The 17950-nt window shown below is 46.3% G+C and carries 19 protein-coding genes; 7 read left to right on the forward strand and 12 right to left on the reverse strand.

All coding sequences use genetic code 11. The features are described from left to right. Position 1 precedes the first annotated feature (1 nt). The gene (locus OCU46_RS05600; RefSeq protein WP_141269890.1) at positions 2 to 2743 is read left to right on the forward strand and encodes a sulfide/dihydroorotate dehydrogenase-like FAD/NAD-binding protein; all 2742 of its coding nucleotides are present in this window, start codon (positions 2 to 4) and stop codon (positions 2741 to 2743) included. 78 nt (positions 2744 to 2821) lie between these two features. Here the strand turns inward: OCU46_RS05600 and OCU46_RS05605 are convergent, their stop codons facing one another. Beyond that, the gene (locus OCU46_RS05605) at positions 2822 to 3061 is read right to left on the reverse strand and encodes a hypothetical protein (RefSeq protein WP_102490137.1); all 240 of its coding nucleotides are present in this window, start codon (positions 3059 to 3061) and stop codon (positions 2822 to 2824) included. A gap of 10 nt (positions 3062 to 3071) precedes the next feature. Next, positions 3072 to 4400, reverse strand: a complete 1329-nt coding sequence (locus tag OCU46_RS05610; protein WP_141269892.1) for an anaerobic C4-dicarboxylate transporter — start codon at positions 4398 to 4400, stop codon at positions 3072 to 3074. A gap of 325 nt (positions 4401 to 4725) precedes the next feature. Here OCU46_RS05610 and OCU46_RS05615 point away from each other — a divergent pair, with 325 nt between their 5' ends. Continuing rightward, on the forward strand, positions 4726 to 5529 hold the full coding sequence (locus tag OCU46_RS05615; protein ID WP_141269894.1) for a crotonase/enoyl-CoA hydratase family protein: 804 nt from the start codon (positions 4726 to 4728) through the stop codon (positions 5527 to 5529). 42 nt (positions 5530 to 5571) lie between these two features. Here the strand turns inward: OCU46_RS05615 and OCU46_RS05620 are convergent, their stop codons facing one another. The 10 genes from OCU46_RS05620 to OCU46_RS05665 form a co-directional block, all read right to left on the reverse strand. Continuing rightward, positions 5572 to 5808 (reverse strand): hypothetical protein, encoded by a 237-nt coding sequence (locus OCU46_RS05620; RefSeq protein WP_141269896.1) that lies wholly within the window; start codon positions 5806 to 5808, stop codon positions 5572 to 5574. A 134-nt stretch (positions 5809 to 5942) separates the two neighbouring features. Continuing rightward, positions 5943 to 6806, reverse strand: coding sequence for a DMT family transporter (locus OCU46_RS05625; protein ID WP_141269898.1), 864 nt, complete (start codon positions 6804 to 6806; stop codon positions 5943 to 5945). A 78-nt stretch (positions 6807 to 6884) separates the two neighbouring features. After that, positions 6885 to 7982, reverse strand: a complete 1098-nt coding sequence (locus OCU46_RS05630; RefSeq protein ID WP_141269900.1) for an alkene reductase — start codon at positions 7980 to 7982, stop codon at positions 6885 to 6887. Positions 7983 to 7999: 17 nt separating this feature from the next. After that, positions 8000 to 8383 (reverse strand): lactoylglutathione lyase, encoded by a 384-nt coding sequence (gloA, locus tag OCU46_RS05635; RefSeq protein ID WP_141269902.1) that lies wholly within the window; start codon positions 8381 to 8383, stop codon positions 8000 to 8002. A gap of 186 nt (positions 8384 to 8569) precedes the next feature. Next, on the reverse strand, positions 8570 to 10360 hold the full coding sequence (locus tag OCU46_RS05640) for a bifunctional molybdopterin-guanine dinucleotide biosynthesis adaptor protein MobB/molybdopterin molybdotransferase MoeA (RefSeq protein ID WP_141269904.1): 1791 nt from the start codon (positions 10358 to 10360) through the stop codon (positions 8570 to 8572). Positions 10361 to 10362: 2 nt separating this feature from the next. Continuing rightward, positions 10363 to 10932 (reverse strand): molybdenum cofactor guanylyltransferase MobA, encoded by a 570-nt coding sequence (gene mobA, locus OCU46_RS05645; protein WP_141269906.1) that lies wholly within the window; start codon positions 10930 to 10932, stop codon positions 10363 to 10365. A 1-nt stretch (position 10933) separates the two neighbouring features. Then, positions 10934 to 11656, reverse strand: coding sequence for an ABC transporter ATP-binding protein (locus OCU46_RS05650; RefSeq protein WP_141269908.1), 723 nt, complete (start codon positions 11654 to 11656; stop codon positions 10934 to 10936). Positions 11657 to 11668: 12 nt separating this feature from the next. Then, positions 11669 to 12367, reverse strand: coding sequence for an ABC transporter permease (locus OCU46_RS05655; protein WP_141269910.1), 699 nt, complete (start codon positions 12365 to 12367; stop codon positions 11669 to 11671). Further along, positions 12367 to 13224, reverse strand: coding sequence for an ABC transporter substrate-binding protein (locus tag OCU46_RS05660; protein ID WP_141269912.1), 858 nt, complete (start codon positions 13222 to 13224; stop codon positions 12367 to 12369). The genes OCU46_RS05655 and OCU46_RS05660 overlap by 1 nt, the downstream gene beginning before the upstream one ends. 5 nt (positions 13225 to 13229) lie before the next feature. Next, positions 13230 to 14081, reverse strand: coding sequence for a formate dehydrogenase accessory sulfurtransferase FdhD (locus OCU46_RS05665; RefSeq protein WP_141269914.1), 852 nt, complete (start codon positions 14079 to 14081; stop codon positions 13230 to 13232). Positions 14082 to 14212: 131 nt separating this feature from the next. Between OCU46_RS05665 and OCU46_RS05670 the strand changes: the two genes are divergently transcribed. The 5 genes from OCU46_RS05670 to OCU46_RS05690 all read left to right on the forward strand — a co-directional run bounded on the left by OCU46_RS05670 (position 14213) and on the right by OCU46_RS05690 (position 17938). Beyond that, positions 14213 to 14638 (forward strand): DUF3305 domain-containing protein, encoded by a 426-nt coding sequence (locus OCU46_RS05670; RefSeq protein ID WP_141269916.1) that lies wholly within the window; start codon positions 14213 to 14215, stop codon positions 14636 to 14638. A gap of 21 nt (positions 14639 to 14659) precedes the next feature. Further along, positions 14660 to 15301, forward strand: a complete 642-nt coding sequence (locus OCU46_RS05675) for a DUF3306 domain-containing protein (RefSeq protein ID WP_141269918.1) — start codon at positions 14660 to 14662, stop codon at positions 15299 to 15301. A 142-nt stretch (positions 15302 to 15443) separates the two neighbouring features. After that, on the forward strand, positions 15444 to 17114 hold the full coding sequence (locus tag OCU46_RS05680; RefSeq protein ID WP_141269920.1) for a 4Fe-4S dicluster domain-containing protein: 1671 nt from the start codon (positions 15444 to 15446) through the stop codon (positions 17112 to 17114). A gap of 8 nt (positions 17115 to 17122) precedes the next feature. Continuing rightward, positions 17123 to 17722, forward strand: coding sequence for a TorD/DmsD family molecular chaperone (locus OCU46_RS05685; protein ID WP_141269922.1), 600 nt, complete (start codon positions 17123 to 17125; stop codon positions 17720 to 17722). Positions 17723 to 17737: 15 nt separating this feature from the next. Next, positions 17738 to 17938: a hypothetical protein gene (locus OCU46_RS05690; protein ID WP_017027595.1), complete on the forward strand. Its 201-nt coding sequence runs from the start codon at positions 17738 to 17740 to the stop codon at positions 17936 to 17938. Positions 17939 to 17950 lie beyond the last annotated feature (12 nt).

A 17950-nucleotide genomic window follows, 5' to 3' on the forward strand; every position in this document is an offset into this window, starting at 1 on the left:
CATGGTTTCGACAATCAGTAAGGCGCAACACGCGCTGCTAGAGCAGAGAATGCAAAAAGACCCCAAGCGCTTTCAGCAGATGGTGATTGATGAGAGCATGCAGGCCATTCAAGGGGCATTGAAGCGTGGAGAGCTCTCGGCTTCCTTTGTGGCAAAGCTGTGGGAACTATTGCTCGTTGATGATGAATTGAGCACCACGCTACAACGCTATTTGTGGCGAGTGCCTCTTAAGCAGAAGCGTGCTTTTGTTCGAGGCATCGATAGACACCTCAGTACTCGCTATCCGATGTTTGAGGGTTTATCAAAGGGGTGGCCGGGCAGCAATAATATTCCCCCTTATGTGCGCCCTGCAAATGAGAGACGTAAGGATTTTGATTTAGTCAGTCAGGGTTATCTGGGTTATATGGGATTGGGTTATAGCCTGCGTGAGGTGGAGCTGTTTGTTTGGCTAGAGGTACTGCGGGATAAGCAATGTGAAGACCGTCCGTGTGAGATAGGCGTGCCGCAGTGTGACCCGCAAGGTGCGCCCCAGGCAGAAGCTGAGGGCGGTTGTCCTGTTAAGATCCATATACCGCAGGTGCTCAATTTGATGGGAGAGGGTAAATTGAAGGAAGCCTTTGAGCTTATTCGAGACGCTAACCCTCTACCTAATGTCACTGGCCGGGTGTGCCCCCAAGAATTGCAGTGCCAAGGAGTGTGTACCCACAACGATAGGCCTATTGAAATCGGTCAGCTAGAGTGGTTTTTGCCCCAGCGCGAACGCGAGCTTAACAACGCAGGTTCTGCTGAGAAAAAAACCAACAATCCTTGGGTGATGGCTACTAAGCCGCCTATCGCTATCGTGGGTTCTGGGCCGTCGGGTCTTATCAATGCCTACTTGCTGGCTAAAGAAGGGCACCCTGTCACTGTATTTGAGGCCTTTCATGCTCTTGGCGGAGTGTTGCGTTACGGAATCCCAGAGTTTCGATTACCCAACCAATTGATTGACGATGTGGTTGAGAAGATCAAGGCTCTTGGTGGGCGTTTTGTGACAAATTACATCGTGGGCAAAACGGCCGCTTTGAGCGATCTTAAGAAAGCGGGCTTTGTGAGGATTTTCGTAGGAACAGGAGCGGGCTTACCTAGGTTTATGAATGTCCCTGGTGAACACCTGCTGAATATCATGTCGGCGAATGAGTTTCTTACTCGCGTCAACCTAATGCATGCCAACTTAGCGGATTACGAAACACCTTTACCTCAGATGCAGGATAAAGAAGTAATGATTCTAGGTGGTGGTAATACAGCGATGGATGCCGCGCGAACGGCGTGCCGGTTGGGGGCTAATGTCACTATAGTCTATCGTCGAACCGAGCAAGAAATGCCGGCTAGAGTCGAAGAGCTTCACCACGCCCTTGAGGAAGGGATAAAACTCAAAGAATTGCGTGCACCTTGCGAATTTCACGGCGACAAAAATCATGTATTAAGCAGTGCCACAGTTGATGTGATGGCGCTAGGAGAGCCTGATGCATCTGGCCGTCGTCGCCCTCAGATTACAGGTAAGCAAGAGCTCATAAAGGTGGACTTTGCCATTATGGCCTTGGGCAATAGCTCCAACCCTATCGTTAAAGATGCTAACCCAGATCTTAACACCTCAAAATGGGGAACCCTGCTGCTGGATAAGGATTCACAGCAAACCTCAATAGAGGGCGTGTATAGCGGCGGTGATGCCACAAGAGGCGGTTCTACGGCTATCAAGGCGGCAGGGGATGGACAGGCTGCCGCACGTGAGATAATGGCTAACTTAGAGTTCAATGCCCAAGAGTTGCAAGGCTTAGTGGACAGCGCCAGCCGTTATACCAAGCTTGGTCAAACCCCAGCTAAGATCGTGAAACGTAAACAGCTAACAGACGAGATTGTTGAATTCACCATCAAGGCACCGTTAATCGCACAATCGGCTAGGGCGGGGCAGTTTGTTCGCGTATTGAGCGATGAAAAGGGCGAGTTAATACCTTTAACGCTGGCTGACTGGAACTGTGAGGAAGGTACCATTGACCTTGTTATTCAGGGGCTGGGAAGCAGTTCTAAGCTGATGAATAAAATGCAGGTTGGTGAGTGTTTCTGCGCAGTAGCCGGTCCTCTAGGTCAGGCTAGTAAGGTTTCTGAGCACGCAGGAAGAGTCGTTTTTACCGCTGGTGGCGTTGGTTTACCTGCGGTATTTCCTATCTTGAGAGCACATTTAGAGATGGGCAACAAAGTGACGCTTATTTCTGGATTTAGGGGTAAGACACACAGCTTTTGGACTGAGCCTAGTGGCCGATTAGAGAGGTTACGAGAGCGCTACCCTGAGCTTCTTAAGATCATCTATGCCAGTAACGATGGCAGTCTTGGCATTAAGGGCTTTGTCACCACTCCGCTTGAGCAGATGATGCTTGCACATAAAAACTTAATCGAGGCTCAGGTTTCTGAGGTGATAACCATTGGGCCGCCAATGATGATGCGTGCGGTGAGCGACCTGACTAAGGACTTTTCGGTGCCTTGTGTCGCGAGCCTTAATTCGATCATGGTTGATGCGACAGGTATGTGTGGTGCGTGTATGGTACCGGTGACGCAAGATGGGAAATTGGTACGTAAGCATGCCTGTATTGATGGCCCTGAGATAGACAGCCACATCATTGATTGGGATAAGTTCTTACCAAGGTTCAATCAATTTAAGCCGCAAGAGCGTCAAAGCCAGATTGATCACAAGTTGATAGAGCCGGAATAATGAAGAGCCGTTAAGTCAACGCCCCTAAAGAGGATGACTCTTAGGGGCGTTCTTATTTATTGAGTTAGAGACCATTCTCTATTCGATGGTAAGAGAGGCTAAGCCAACCAGACTTGGCGCTGTGAGTGGCTCAACGCTACTCACTTTTACTTTATAGCCCTGTCGCAAATACTTATAGATATCTTCTGTGCTTTCCACATAGGTATAGCCTTCATCGAACCTTGCCTTACTAACGGCAAATTTTCCATTTTTATGCCTATGGGGCTGTTGAATTAATCCTTTGTTTTTGCCTCGTTTGGTTTCATAGAAAATCTTCATGTTATGGACCTCAGCCTATAATTATCTGACCCAACATATAACCTGCACAACAAGCACTGATTACCCCAATAAGACCCACACTCATAAACGAGTGATTGAAGTACCATTTGCCGATTTTTGTTGTACCGGAAGAGTCGAAGTTGACTGTTGCGATATCGGATGGGTAGTTAGGAATAAAGAAGTAACCGTATACCGCTGGCATCAAACCGATTAACAGCGCAGGCTCTAAGCCAAGGCCTAAGCCAACAGGCAGCATCATGCGCGCGGTTGCGGCCTGAGAATTCACTACGACCGAAACAATGAATAGTGCTAGCGCGAAGGTCCAAGGGTAAGTCGTTACCATTTCAACGATGCCTGATTTGAATTGTGGCATTGCGTATTGGAAATAGGTGTCGGACATCCAGGCAATACCAAAGATGGCGATAGCGGCGACCATACCTGATTTAAACACGACGCCATTGGGAACGAGCCTAGGGTCTGTTTTGGTGGCTAACAAAATAATACCGCCGAAGCAGAGCATCATCATCTGAATGACGACGGCCATGCTGATGGGCTTAGTCGCCTCACCAATAGTTCTAATTTCTGGCACCATCGCAATCACGACAATCACTGCAATTGATAGCAAGAACAGCAGGACTGAGTTGCGAGCGGAAGTGGGTAAGGTTTCGTCTAATGATGTCGCAGTTGTATTGAGAATGCGGTCGCGCCATTCTGGGTCTTTCAAGCGACTTTGATACTCAGGATCGTCATCTAATTCTTTGCCGCGTTTCATGCTATACAGCGCCATAAGTAGGGTACCAAATAGGGTAGCCGGCACTGTAACCATTAAGATGGAAAGTAAGCTAATGTCAGGGCGAATATCGGTCAGCTGCGCAAGGTAGTAAACAACGGCTGCAGATATTGGCGATGCAGTAATGGCTATCTGAGATGCAACCGAGGCAGAAGCCATAGGGCGCTCAGGACGAATGCCGTTCTTCAATGCTACATCGCCGATGATTGGCATAATTGAATACACAGCGTGGCCCGTACCTAGCAAGAATGTCATGCTGTAAGTGACAAATGGGGCAATTAAAGTCACACGCTTGGGATTTTTTCGAAGTACACGCTCGGCAACCTGGAGCATGTACTTTAGACCTCCAGCAGCTTCCAATATGGAAGCACAAGTCACCACCGCCAAGATGATCAGCATAACGGTAACTGGAGGAGAGGTAGGTGGCATCTTAAAGATGAATACCTCTATGGTTAGGCCGATGCCCGAAACAACCCCCAGTCCAATACCACCCTTCCGTGAGCCAATATAGAGCACAATCAGAAGGAACAAAAACTCAAAATACAGCATTAATGTTCACCATTGATAATTACAAATTCCTAATGAAATTATCCTCCTATTCATCAGGGTTATTTGTTTTTCTCATCACATAACATCATGATTAAAATAAGAAATTCTCTATTTATCGAGTTGATCACGTGGTTTGGTGTAGAAGTAAATGCATTGTAAAATGTGTGTATTGTTTGAGGGTAATTACAGTTGTAGGAGCGATACTGTTGAAAGGGAAAAGAATATAAAACTAATGCCTTATGTATGAAAAACAATATAGGCGTCTTTCCAAATGTTAATAATTTGTATAACTTAGTGGTTTGACCACTACGTAAGGTGAAGCGATATGTCTCGAGTGACCTGCACTATTGACGATAATCAGATTGCAATAGTCAGCCTTAATCGCCCTGATAAGCTTAATGCTATCGATATGGAGATGTTTAAAGCAGTCAATGCCGTAACCCGTGAGTTAAAAAACGATAAACGAGTAAGGGCAGTGATCGTTCGAGGCGAGGGGAGCGATTTTTGCTCTGGGCTTGATGTAAAGTCTCTATTAACAAGCAAGAGTGGAGCGCTCTCTTTACTCTTTAAGTGGTGGCCAACTCGAGCCAACGATGCTCAGCGTTTCTCCTTGGGTTGGCGAGATATTCCGTGTCCGGTGATATTTTCTATCCACGGTCGCTGTTGGGGTGGTGGATTGCAGTTGGCTAGCGGAGGAGATTTTCGTATAGCAAGCCCCGGCGCTACCTTTTCCATTATGGAAGCTAAATGGGGACTCATTCCTGATATGGGAGGAGCAATCGCTTTTCGTGAGTTGATGCGTAAAGACCATACATTAGAAATGGCGATGACAGCGAAGGAGATCGATAGTCAAACGGCTAAAGATTACGGGCTGGTCACTAAGATTGCCGAAGATCCTTATGCATGTGCTTACCAGCTAGCATTGGAGTGTATCAATCGCTCCCCAGATGTATTGGCAGCCAACAAAAAGCTCTATCACAACACATGGTGGTCTAGCCCGGGTAAAGCATTACTGTTAGAAACCTGGTATCAGATAAAGGTAGGCGTAGGTAAAAACAGGGTTATTGCCGCTAAACGGGAGCGTAACCCTGAAGATAAGCCCGCGTACTTACCGAGAAGGTTTAGATAAGAGGGGATCGCGTTGTGCTCTCTTAGTTATTCAGGACTACTACTAGGCAAAGAACAGTACATCGCCATCCATTACGTTACGCAGTAACTTTGTAGAGACAACAGATTCATTGTCATCAAGAAACAAGACTTGGTAACTGTTACTGCCTTCTGGTGCGTATTCGTTGCTCATTTGCGAAAAAAGGAAGGCACATTGGCGATACGAACCTGAAAATGTGTCGCTAAGGGTTCGATTCCCATTGCTGTTAATGGCATATAAAGCGATAGATGAATGACTCATAGTGTGACCCCAAAATCTCGTAACCAGTGAGGTAACTTTAGCCTTGGGGCCATGATCAATGAACTAGCAAAACTACTAGATAGTGAGCAGAAAATTGACAGTAGTAGCTGGACTGACGCCTAGTCGTATTACATCTAGCCTTTTTTAGACAGCTTGATGTACACCAATAGCGATAAGAAGATAACGCCTCCACCGAGCAGTTTTTGCGTACCCACGACTTCACCAAGCATGCTGATACTGAGCATTAATGTCCATACGGGCTCTAAAATCATAATGAGAGACGCGGTTTCCATCTTCACTGAGAATTGACCTACCGTTTGCGCTAGGTAGCGAATCGAGGTGGCAATAAGGGTGGATACCGCAAACCAAAACAATACATGCCTATTCAGCTCGAAAGCATCTGGCTGGGTAATGCCTACAGAGATGGCTCCAATCAACCCAACAGCAAACAATTGCACACAGATGGAGGTTAATGGGTTCAGATTGGTGATCACACGTTTGTTTAAGACAAAGTGCAGCGACAGCAATCCCGAAGCGAGTAAGAAATACCATTGGCTTCTGTCTACTTGCCAGCCGTTAGCTAGGGTGAGTAGAGCCATACCTAAGATGGCAATAGGTAAGGCGACCCAAAAGGCTCGGTTAGGCTTAACTCGAAACAATATCAATGACACGAATGGCGCAATTATCATAGCGAGGCTCATGATAAAGGCTCCCTCGGCCAGAGTGGTTGAGATAGAGACCGCATACACCCAAACTTGAATAGACAGGGCTAAGACGAAGCCTACACCAAGTAGAGAGATTATCTGTTTTAGTTTGAGTGCGAGGACTTTTTTATAACAGAAGGGAAAAAGAATTAAACTTGCCAGCAGGAAACGGCTAGTGATGAAGATTTCGCCCGGGACTTCGAGAATCACGAGTTTAGAGGCAATCCAACCTATTGCGGCTAGAATGGTTGCCAATACAAGAAACAACTCACCTTTGAGAGCCTTCAGATTCATGGTTATCCTAATTGAGATACGCTTAAAAACGATAAAACCCTGCGAGAGCGCAGGGTTTTTGATTGTGTTGAGCGATGATTAAGCTTGGTAGACAGGGTAGTCTGTTAAGCCTTGCTCTGCACCACCAAATAACGTTTCTGGGTTATGAGAAGCTAAAGGATAACCCTTCTTGATGCGGTTAGGAAGGTCTGGATTTGAAATAAATGGACGACCAAAACCTACCATATCTGTGGTGTTTTCTTCGATGGCTTCAGCGCCTTTTTCAGCGTCGTAGCGACCAGCGTAAATCAGCACTCCTTGGTATGCTTCGCGAACAGCGGTTTTAAACGCTTTTGGTGTTTCAGGTGCATCTTCCCAATCTACTTCGGCAATGTGCACGTAAACCACGTTCAGTTTGTTTAGTAGTGCTGCTGCTGCAACGTAAGTCTCAACAGGTGTTGCGTCAACAGTGCCGTTTAAAGAAGTAAACGGAGCTAGACGTACGCCAACGCGCTCTGCGCCAATAGCTTCTGACATCGCTGTCACTACTTCACCAAGAAAACGCAGACGGTTTTCAATTGAGCCGCCGTATTCATCAGTACGGTTATTTGCTTCTGAGTCAATAAACTGGTTGATCAAGTAGCCGTTTGCTGCGTGCAGTTCGATACCATCAAAGCCTGCTTCGATAGCGTTCAGCGCTGCTTGACGGTATTGCTCAACCACCATTTCGATGTCAGCTTTAGTCATCTCGCGAGGCTCAACAACATCAACAAAGCCCGGTGCGTCAGTGCCGTTGTCGATGAATACCTTTACATTTTCTGCTTTCATTGCTGAAGACGAGATTGGTTGCTCACCACCGATGTTGTCAGGGTGCGTTACTCGGCCTACGTGCCATAGTTGCGCGAAGATTTTGCCATTTTTAGCATGTACCGCATCCGTTACTTTTTTCCAGCCAGCAATTTGCTCAGCAGAGTAGATACCTGGAGTCCAAGCGTAGCCTTGTCCCATTGCTGAGATTTGCGTGCCTTCAGCTACAATCAAGCCTGCATCTGCGCGCTGTGCGTAATATTCAGCCATCATATCGTTAGCAATGTTACCTGGTTGGCTTGCGCGAGAGCGAGTCATTGGCGGCATCACGATACGGTTTTTAAGAGATAGTGGACCTAGTTGAATTGGTTGAAATAGTGCGTTAGTCATTATTATTCTCTCTCTAATTAGCCTAGTTGGATCAGTTCGATTGCGTAACCGTCTGGGTCTTTAACGAATGCGATGTGAGTCTCGCCGCCTTTTACTGGACCTGGTTCACGAGATACATTGCCACCTAGTGCTTTGATCTTATCGCATGCCGCGTAGATATCTTCTGCGCCAAGAGCGATATGACCAAATGCGTTACCGTGGTCGTACGCGTCAGTATCCCAGTTATAGGTAAGCTCAATAGTGGTTGAGCTTGATACGTCATCAAAGCCAACAAATACAAGCGTGTAACGGTACTCAGTGTTTTCGTGACGCTCAAGAACCTTCATGCCAAGAACCTTGGTGTAGAACTCGATCGATTTATCTAGGTCGGCAACTCGAAGCATTGTGTGTAGAAATTTCATGGCATATCCTCGCTTGCATCGGTGTCTGTCCAATGCGTGGTATGAGTGGAATTCGATTGAGCTCACTATACCTAAGGGTATTAAAGATAAGAAATTATCATTGCTTATTCATATAATAATGAAAATTTATAATAAAAAGGGTTTCGATAAATCGAAACCCTTATGAAATGACGTTGGAACTAAGGATTAAATGGTTAGAGGGATGATGGTAACTAATTCACCTTTTTCAACCTTGGCATACAAAGGCTCTATCTCAATCAAGCAGTTGGCTTCACTCATAGAGCGCAATATCCCTGAACCTTGCTTACCGGTGGAGCGGACAACAAGTTGGCCTTGATCGTTTAGGCTGTAGACCCCTCGAGTAAACTCTGTGCGTCCATGGCGAGAGCGCAGTGGCTCACTTGCTAGAGCGCGCAGCTTGGTGGGTGTCCACTTTTCATCGCCTTGCATCTTACGGATAGCAGGCTCTACAAAGTTAATAAACGAAACCATAGTGGCAACAGGATTTCCTGGAAGACCAAAGAAAGGCGTTTCACCAATTTTACCAAAGGCTAGTGGTCTGCCTGGTCGCATATTGATACGCCAAAAATCGATGTTGCCGTTTTGTTCCAACACGTCTTTGATGTAATCCGCATCACCAACCGAGACGCCACCTGTTGTCAGTACCAGATCAGCGTTCTGCGCGGCGTCTGAAACGGCCTTTTCTATTTGGTGATGATCATCTTCAAGAATACCAAGGTCTAAGATTTCACAGTTGAGCTGAGTCAGAAGACCTATTAGGGAATATCGGTTTGAATCATAGATGCAGTTTTCTTTTTGTGGCTGACTGGGGTGTTGAACCTCATCGCCGGTAGAGAATATGGCCACCTTTAGCTTACGCTTAACCAAGCATTGGTTGATACCTAGAGAGGCGATCATTCCCATTTCGGCTGGGCCTATTTTGCACCCTTTTTCGAACACGCTTTGGCCTTCGCTAAGGTCTTCTCCAGCGGAGCGAACATTTTGTCCTGCTTTGACAGCTGCGCCATTAAAAGTAACAAAATTAATTCCTGCTTCGCTGAAGGTACCTGATTGTTCTCTCATCACGACTGTTGTGCCATTGCTCGGCACTGGGGCTCCAGTCATGATCTTAACCGCCTCACCTGCTTGCAGAGGATGAGGATAGTTTTGACCCGCCATCACTTCGGCAACTAGCTTAAAGCGTTCTAGAGACACGTCTTCATCGCGGATAGCAAAGCCATCCATTGCTGAGTTTGTGTGTTGCGGTACATTAATGTTCGACACGACATCTTCAGCTAAGACATGCTTGAGGGCGTGATCGACCTCTACACTGATTTGACCCTCAATCTCTGAAACCGCATCTAATATGCGTTCTATGCCTTGCTCAACAGAAAGGAAAGCAGGGGAGAGGGTATCGCAGCAGGCAGCAACACTGTCTTCGCTTTGCTTCTTGTATGTAGCGTCGCTAGATTTCACGCTAGAAATAATAAACTCGGCAATAGCATCAAGATCGTTAATATCAAACTTAGGCAGTGAGCAATCTAGTGCGATATCAGTTGCGACAGCGACAATATTGTCATCATTGGGATACATCCAAGGATTTTGTAGGGCTTCACGGCGCAATTCAATTTTTGGGAATGACTGGCTTTTAAATCCTTCGATGAGGATCAGGTCGAGTTCATCATGCTTAAATTGCATCAGAAGGTGCTCGAAGGTTGCTTCTTCGTCACGGGTTTCAGTAATCATGGCATTACGATAGCGAGAGCTGATGTACATTTGCGTTGCTCCAGCTTTTCGCAATCGATAGCTGTCTTTGCCTTCTTGGTCGATGTCAAAGTTGTGATGGGCGTGTTTGAGGACCCCAAGTTTAAGACCTGCGTTGGTAAGCAAAGGAATTAGCTGCTCGAGTAGGGTAGTTTTCCCCGTGCCGCTAAACGCGGCTAAGCCAAGAATTGGCGTATTACAAATCATTTTCATGGCTACTGCTTAAATTTAAGTAATTCTTGCTTCGAGTTAAGGTTCACAAAGCTGTCTTTGATGTCGCTAAAATCGATCTGTCGGGTATGACAGCGATCATAGAAGAGAATGATCTTGCGCTCACCATCATCGAGAAATTGTTGTAATCGCTCCAATACACTGCGACGAAATACCGTAAACACGGGTTGAATAAAGTCGCCATCATGCGCCACTAAAATTTCATCTTCATCGCTGATTTCTTGTTGCATGCGTGAAATCAAAGTGGGAGAGATTTGTGGGCAGTCGCAGGGTACGAATCCAACCCAGTCGCTATCTACGTGGGTCAGACCGGCATGAATGCCCCCCATTGGGCCAACAAATCCTTGATACTGATCCGCAAAAACAGGCGCATACTCTTGATAACGCTCTTGGCTACGATTGGCATTGATATAAACAGAATCGGTATGCGATTTGAGAACCTCAAGAACGTATTCGATCAGTGGTTTATCATTGAGCTCCACTAATCCCTTATCTTGACCTTGCATACGAGTGGCTTGGCCTCCGGCTAGGACGACCCAGCTTATTGAATTCATATTAGTTCCCTAAAATGTTGTGGGTAATAGGTTCGATGTGCTTGATGTCTTCATCGATAATTCGAAGATGAGGCGTTGCAGTTAGCCCCTGATTTTCGATGCACCACTGAGTCTCGCAGAGATTGGTTAGCCCATTTTGTTGATGACTGGTGATGACGATACTAGAGCCTCGGTCTAGCAGGTCTTTGGCAAGAGACACTATGCCTTGCGTAGACTCCATGTCCAATGATGCGCTTGGCTCGTCCATCAACAGTATTGATGGATTAACAATCCAAGCTCTCGCCATCGCTAAGCGTTGTTTCTCCCCGCCAGAAAGAACGGAACAATGCTCATCCGCCAGAGACTCTAAACCTACTTGTCTCAAGGCGTGGATAGCGCGCGTACGACTGTTTAAACCTTGCTGAGAGGTAAGAGGCAAGGCGTAGCGAATGTTATCCACTAAGCTTGCATCAAACATATAAGGCGACTGATGCAGATACACAACGTCTCTAAATAACTTTCGTTTAAATAGTCGCTGGAATGTGGAAATCTCATTGCCGTTGATGGTGCCACTACTTGGGGTAGTGAGGCCAGCAAGGATCTTCAGCAGCGTTGTTTTACCAACACCATTATGACCTTTCAAGTAGATGGCATCGCTAGGGCCTAGAGTTAGGCTAGGAATGTGGAACAGAACCCGATCATCATAGCGCTTAGACAAATCTTGGGCTCTTAGTTGTATTGACATTGATTCTCGCCTCTAGACTCGAAGATGACTTTGCCCACGCAAAGACGTTAAGACAAAATTGAGTATGAGTGCCAAAAGCAGCAACACAATACCCAACGCCACACCCTGTGAAAATGCGCCTCTTGAACTTTCTAAGGCAATTGCGGTGGGGATGTTACGTGTATGACCTAGGATATTCCCGCCAACCATCATTGAACATCCGACCTCTGTGACTATTCGTGAAAATGCGGTCACAATAGCAGCAATCAACGCAAACCGTGTTTCCCATAGCAGTGCTCTAAATACCTGAGGATAGGACTTACCCAAGGTAATAGAGGTTTCGACATTGCGCATATCGACGCTTTGAAACCCAGCTTGGAGCATAGAGATAAGGATAGGCATTGCGATGAGTATCTGTCCAAGTATCATTGCCTTTTGTGTGAACAGCCATTGCCAGTCGCCCATTGGACCTGAGCGAGAAAGTGTCATGTACAGTAATAAGCCGATGACGACCGTAGGCACCGCTTGCAGTGTGTTGACTACAGAGGTGATAATGTTTCGCCCTGGAAACGGCGCGTACGCTAACACTAGTGCTATGGCTATGGCAGGCAGTAAAGATAAACTAAGGGCGAACAGCGACACGCTGAAGGAGATAGACACTACCTTCCACAGCGCGGGGTCAAGACTAAGAAGCAGCTTTATCGCTTCTATTGTGGTGTCACCAATATTCATTAGTTAGACGGTTTCGCATCAGCAGTAAACAGTTTTTCCCCCTTGACCTGAAATTGATCAATCAAGTCTTGAGCCTTGTCGCTCACTATCCAATCACTGAGGGCTTTAGCGCCATCGATGTTCAGGTCAGGATACCGCTTCGGGTTAACACGAATAATTTGGTATTGATTGAATAGAGCCGGATCGCCTTGCACCCAAATAGCCAGATCAAGTGCTTCTTGATAAGCAAGCCAGGTACCTCTGTCCGTCAAAGTATAGCCTTGTAATTCCGAGCTCATGTTCAAAGTTGGCCCCATGCCTTGGCCGATAGAGCGGTAGTTACTCCAATCGTGAGTACCGTTACCCGCTTCCCATAATGCCAGCTCTTTTTTGTGGGTGCCCGAGTCATCTCCGCGAGATATAAACACAGACTTGCTGTCTGCGATTTTGGTTAAGCCACTAGCCGCTGTATCTGTTTCGGCAAGCTTAGCTGGATTATCTTTAGGACCCACTAGAATAAAATCGTTGTACATTACCGAGCGAGCATCGATGCCAAACTGCGCATCAAGGAAGGCTTTTTCGGCCTTTGGAGAGTGAGTAAGAACGATGTCTACATCGCCCATTTCACCCATTTTTAGGGCCTTACCTGATCCGGTAACCAATAGCTGCACCTCGTATCCCGTGTCCTTGGTAAAGGTCGGCAATAGGTAATCAAGTAAGCCTGAGTGATAGGTGCTGGTGGTGGTTGCCATGCGCAGCGATTTGGAGTCCGCATGTGCTGGTATGGTGATAATAAGTAGGGAAGATAGCGCAACCAGTAGCGCTGTACGCTTTTGAATGCGTGAATGAATGCGTTGGAACAATGATTTGAGAAACATGAGTCTTATCGATCCTTTTTGATGTCTTCGTTATTGGCGTGTTTGCCATCGAATTCGATTTTTTCTACCCCGTGGTAGACCTGAAAGCGAAGCCCCTTGGCTCTGGCGATGATAGTGATACCAAAACGCTCTGCTAATTCAAGCCCCATTTGGGTAACCCCAGAACGAGAAAGCAGAGTAGGGATGCCCATTTGCGCCACCTTAATCACCATCTCTGAGGTAAGGCGACCTGTGGTATAGAAAATCTTATCATCCCCCGTGTCTTGATTAAGCCACATCTCGCCCGCTAGCGTATCCACCGCATTGTGACGGCCTACATCTTCGACAAAGGAAACCACTTCCCCTTCTCTACAAACGGCACAGCCGTGTACAGCACCGGCTTTTTTGTAGGTATCGTTGTAGTGGGTGAGTGCCATCAGCGTGGAATAAAGCGCACTTTGCTTGATTTTTGTTTGCGGCACTTGATAATTTTCTAGGCTTTTCATGACGTTGCCGTACATAGTGCCTTGTCCACAGCCCGAGGTGACGGTTTTCTTCTTCAAGGCGTTTTCTAGGAAGTCAGTGTTTTCTTTGGTGACCACTGCCACACTGTTTGTCTCCCAATCTATCAACACGGAATCAAGTTGGGTAGGGTCTGATATAAAGCTTTGATTTTTAAGATAACCTAGTACTAGAGCGCCAGGGTGAGACCCTAGTGTCATCAATGTCACTATCTCTCGCCAATTAAGCAAGACGGTTAAGGGACACTCGCAAGCAATATCTTTGCTCAGTGGCTCTCCATATTCATCAAAAACGGTCACACTTTGCGTCTGAGACGGAGGTTGGCCAACGGCAACGATATGGGGCGCTTTAGGCATCAAAAATTCCTTTTTCTATACTAGAACTGTGTTGTGTAGAAAGGTAAGGGGGCGTAGCCCATCTTTCAGTTATTCGAGTTGGCTCGAGTAGAACTATTTAAATAATAATGACTTAGCTTAACGAGGTACCAATGAAAACGGAAGATAATTGGCCCATTAGATGTCAGATTATTCTACATCAAACACAAAACTCTAAGTGGCAAACCAGCAATTGGAACATCGAAGAGATATTTTTAGACCCTTCGAAGAGTGAGACAGGTACCGATGCTGAAATACAACTGTTCAGAGATGAGAGAACCGACTACCGTTTTAACCTCAATTCACAGACCCCAAAACTGTTCGTGGTGCTGGAAAATGACACTGAATCACTCAACCTTGTTTCTGTCACTGTGTCGCAAAGCGTAGCAGGCAGTTTTCTGGATGGCGACTATCTGGTGCTATCGGTGGATATGCCATTGGCTGTGCAGGCATGGATGGAAGCCTACCTTGCTCGTCATGGGGAATTGATTGAGCATAGAAAGAAAAAACGCAAAGGAGCGGGACGTGCCAGTCGATAAAGATAGAGCAGGAGAGTCATCATGAGTCGTGGATTGTTTGAAAGACTGCTGCACAAGCATACAGCGCCGGCTGAACTTGAAGAACAAACAGAGAATTCACAACAGGAAGTGGATTCGCAGGTGATAACGGAAGAACAACCAGAGCTCGACGAACCTAATTTAGAGCCCTTAGACTCGGCCGAGTGTGAAGAGTTAGATCACACACAAGACGAAGATAAAGAAGTTACAGAAGAGCAAAAAAAGGGTAATGCTATGTCTGCGTTGTTGGCGTCAGATGCTGCACCTGAATTAAAGAAGCGAGCGCTGCGCAGTCTCTTTCTCAGTGGGCAGTTTAGTGAAGTTGATGAGCTCAATGATTACAACCAAGACTTTAGCCAAGTGAAATCCTTGTCTGCCGATGTGGCAAGTAAGCTTCGCAATTGGACCCAAGAGAAAGTGGAGCAACTAGAGGAGTTAGCTGAGGATCAAAGCCCTACCGATGAGTTGCAATCACAGGCTGTTGAAGAGCAAAAAAGGGAAGATAAGGTAGAAGACAATGAGGCTGAATCTGAGCTTGTAGAGAATCAATCTGTTGACAAAAAAGAAACATATTCAGGGTCTGAGAACAACTCCGATGAGGTTGAATCTACGTCTTTTAGAGAGGATTCAAATAAAAATGTTTAGAAAATCACATAGTTAACAAAATTTTCTGCGTAATGCCTCAAAATTTCTATGGGTTTAACATGATTCTACAAATTATCTGCAATCCTTAAGCAAACTATTCACAACAGTAAGCTGAGCTTATTCATTAACTCACAGGATGCGAATGCTAAAGGAATTTTTGGCTCAATCGACTTCAAGCAATGGCCAAGCGCGCAATTACGCCTTTAACAACACGTTAGAGCTCTCTAATCTTATTCCACCCACCGTCAGCTATGAAAGTCACGGTGCCTTGCTCGTTATTGCTGCAACGCAAGACCTTAAATCACTTCAGCAGCAATTTTCTGGCTTGAGTTCGGTAACTTTCGTCACCCCAGTAAATGCTCAAGTGCAAGACGGAATAACGCCTTATTACTTCTCATCAGCGTCTCTTAGCGGATATATGGGGCGATTTTCATTTCAATTGTCGCAGCCTGACTTATTATCAGAGATAGATCTTGCTCCCATAGCTATTGGGCAGCAACACTTTGACCTGATTTTAGATTTGAGCCCGAAATCACTGATTGATAATGAAGTGCCGCCGGTAGGTTATTTCCCTGTAGGAAGAGGCTATCCAAAGCTTGAAGATGCCATTGAAGAAATTAACGCATTGGTTGGCACGTTCGATAAGCCCAAGTTTTTCCGTTTAGATACTGACAAGTGCGCGCACAGCTCACGTGGCGTTAAAGGGTGTGAACGTTGCATCTTGTCTTGTCCTGCTGGAGCATTGACCAGCGAGGGGAGCGACGAGATAGGACATAAAATTGAGATCAATCCTTATCTCTGCCAAGGGGTTGGCACCTGTGCCACATCTTGCCCTACTGGCGCGATTGAATACGCACTCCCATATCCTCAAGAAACCCAAGGTTACATTGAGAGAACACTGCAAAACTACCAAGAGCAAGGCGGCGAGTCGCCAATTATCCTATTTTGCAGTGAACAGCATGAAACCTATAACTTAATGGCGCTTAGCGCACTGCCAGATAACGTCATCCCTATTGTGGTGAACGAACTGCCTTCTGTGGGGATAGATACTTGGTTTGCTGCACTGTCCAACGGTGCTACTCAGGTATTGTTCGCAGCAAGTCGTCGAATGCCAGCCACGATTATCCGCGTGCTCAATGAAGAAGTTGCCGTGGCACAAACCTTACTAAGGCAGCTAGGCATTAATGCTGGCTGTGTTGATATTTTGTATTTGGAAGATTTGAGATCTCAGGCGCCCAACTTGATTGAACAGCCTCTAGGGGTTGCTGTTGGTGAACTTGAAGGTGATAAACGTTCACGACTCTTTCAATCTCTAGATGGACTGGCAAAATCTTTCACCCCTCTTCAGCAACAAGTTGCTCTTCCGGAAGGCGCACCTTATGGCACTGTTGAGTGTGACACCGACAAGTGCACCTTGTGTATGGCGTGTGTTGCGGTTTGCCCAACGACGGCTATCCATAATGAAGGTAAGTTACCTTTACTGAATTTCATCGAGCAAGACTGTGTGCAGTGCGGTTTGTGCGAGGGAGCCTGCCCTGAAGATGCACTCACCCTGACGCCAAGAATGAACTGGAATCAGGCGCAGCGCACCAATGCCACTGTATTACACCAAGATGAGCCTGCGCTCTGTTTGCGTTGTCAAAAACCATTCGCGCCCAAGTCAATGATTACTATGCTTCAAGGGAAATTAAAGGGGCATTCTCACTTCTCTGATGACAACGCAATCCGTCGAATTGCCATGTGTGAAGACTGCCGAGTTGCGGATGTTTTTGAAGAAATGGCGAAAGATCCTACAAAACAGCTAAAATATTAGGGGTAAGCATGAATCAAGAAGCACTACAGGCACCGCGCGCCGATATTTATTTGTTACTTGCTACCCTGTTCAGACAAGCCCCAAACAGCGTCTTGCTTGAATGGCTATCTGAGATAGAAACGGAAGACAGTAACAGTCAGATGAGCGCTGACTGGCAAGCCCTTAAGCAGGCTGCAAGCCAAGCGAATCAACAAGAATTAGAAGAAGAATACCAAGATTTATTCATAGGGATTGGAAGAGGGGAAGTAATGCCCTTCGCTTCTTGGCACCTCAGTGGCGCCTTGATGGAGAAACCCTTGATTGCTCTAAGGCAAGATCTTACCGCGCTGGGTTTTGAAAGAAATGACAGCGTGAAAGAGCCAGAGGATCACATTGCCGCCATTTGCGAGGTGATGGCGATGTTGGTAGAAGAAAACTCACCGCAGCAAGGGGTGTTTTTTAATCGCCACATTGCGACTTGGTATAAAGATTTAGTTAAGCAAATCCAGAGCGCAAAAGCGGCTGGATTTTACGTGGTTGTAGCAAGTCTTCTTGCCTCCTTTTTGGAGCTAGAAGCCGTAGCATTGAGTGAGCAGAGCATTGCTGTTCGCTCGAGTGAACTGGATTAGGTTGAGGATGGAGTCATGAAAAACAACAAAGAAATTGATAGTCATCGTCGTAAAGCGTTAAAGGCTTTAGGAGGCGGCGTTGTTGCTGGTGCAGTACTGAGCACGGCTACAACAACAGCTCAGGCGAACCCGATTGATGTGAACAACGAACAATCGAAAGATGAGCAGGGATATAAAGAAACCCAGCATATCCGTGACTATTATGATTCACTCTAGGAGCCTAAGACT

The organism is Vibrio comitans, assembly GCA_024346835.1.
GTDB classification, from domain to species: domain Bacteria; phylum Pseudomonadota; class Gammaproteobacteria; order Enterobacterales; family Vibrionaceae; genus Vibrio; species Vibrio comitans.

Bases quoted from the DNA above. Each gene is read 5' to 3' on its own strand.
- OCU46_RS05600 (WP_141269890.1), top strand. From the start codon at position 2: ATGGTTTCGACAATCAGTAAGGCGCAACACGCGCTGCTAGAGCAGAGA.
- OCU46_RS05605 (WP_102490137.1), bottom strand. From the start codon at position 3,061: ATGAAGATTTTCTATGAAACCAAACGAGGCAAAAACAAAGGATTAATT.
- OCU46_RS05610 (WP_141269892.1), bottom strand. From the start codon at position 4,400: ATGCTGTATTTTGAGTTTTTGTTCCTTCTGATTGTGCTCTATATTGGC.
- OCU46_RS05615 (WP_141269894.1), top strand. From the start codon at position 4,726: ATGTCTCGAGTGACCTGCACTATTGACGATAATCAGATTGCAATAGTC.
- OCU46_RS05620 (WP_141269896.1), bottom strand. From the start codon at position 5,808: ATGAGTCATTCATCTATCGCTTTATATGCCATTAACAGCAATGGGAAT.
- OCU46_RS05625 (WP_141269898.1), bottom strand. From the start codon at position 6,806: ATGAATCTGAAGGCTCTCAAAGGTGAGTTGTTTCTTGTATTGGCAACC.
- OCU46_RS05630 (WP_141269900.1), bottom strand. From the start codon at position 7,982: ATGACTAACGCACTATTTCAACCAATTCAACTAGGTCCACTATCTCTT.
- gloA (WP_141269902.1), bottom strand. From the start codon at position 8,383: ATGAAATTTCTACACACAATGCTTCGAGTTGCCGACCTAGATAAATCG.
- OCU46_RS05640 (WP_141269904.1), bottom strand. From the start codon at position 10,360: ATGAAAATGATTTGTAATACGCCAATTCTTGGCTTAGCCGCGTTTAGC.
- mobA (WP_141269906.1), bottom strand. From the start codon at position 10,932: ATGAATTCAATAAGCTGGGTCGTCCTAGCCGGAGGCCAAGCCACTCGT.
- OCU46_RS05650 (WP_141269908.1), bottom strand. From the start codon at position 11,656: ATGTCAATACAACTAAGAGCCCAAGATTTGTCTAAGCGCTATGATGAT.
- OCU46_RS05655 (WP_141269910.1), bottom strand. From the start codon at position 12,367: ATGAATATTGGTGACACCACAATAGAAGCGATAAAGCTGCTTCTTAGT.
- OCU46_RS05660 (WP_141269912.1), bottom strand. From the start codon at position 13,224: ATGTTTCTCAAATCATTGTTCCAACGCATTCATTCACGCATTCAAAAG.
- OCU46_RS05665 (WP_141269914.1), bottom strand. From the start codon at position 14,081: ATGCCTAAAGCGCCCCATATCGTTGCCGTTGGCCAACCTCCGTCTCAG.
- OCU46_RS05670 (WP_141269916.1), top strand. From the start codon at position 14,213: ATGAAAACGGAAGATAATTGGCCCATTAGATGTCAGATTATTCTACAT.
- OCU46_RS05675 (WP_141269918.1), top strand. From the start codon at position 14,660: ATGAGTCGTGGATTGTTTGAAAGACTGCTGCACAAGCATACAGCGCCG.
- OCU46_RS05680 (WP_141269920.1), top strand. From the start codon at position 15,444: ATGCTAAAGGAATTTTTGGCTCAATCGACTTCAAGCAATGGCCAAGCG.
- OCU46_RS05685 (WP_141269922.1), top strand. From the start codon at position 17,123: ATGAATCAAGAAGCACTACAGGCACCGCGCGCCGATATTTATTTGTTA.
- OCU46_RS05690 (WP_017027595.1), top strand. From the start codon at position 17,738: ATGAAAAACAACAAAGAAATTGATAGTCATCGTCGTAAAGCGTTAAAG.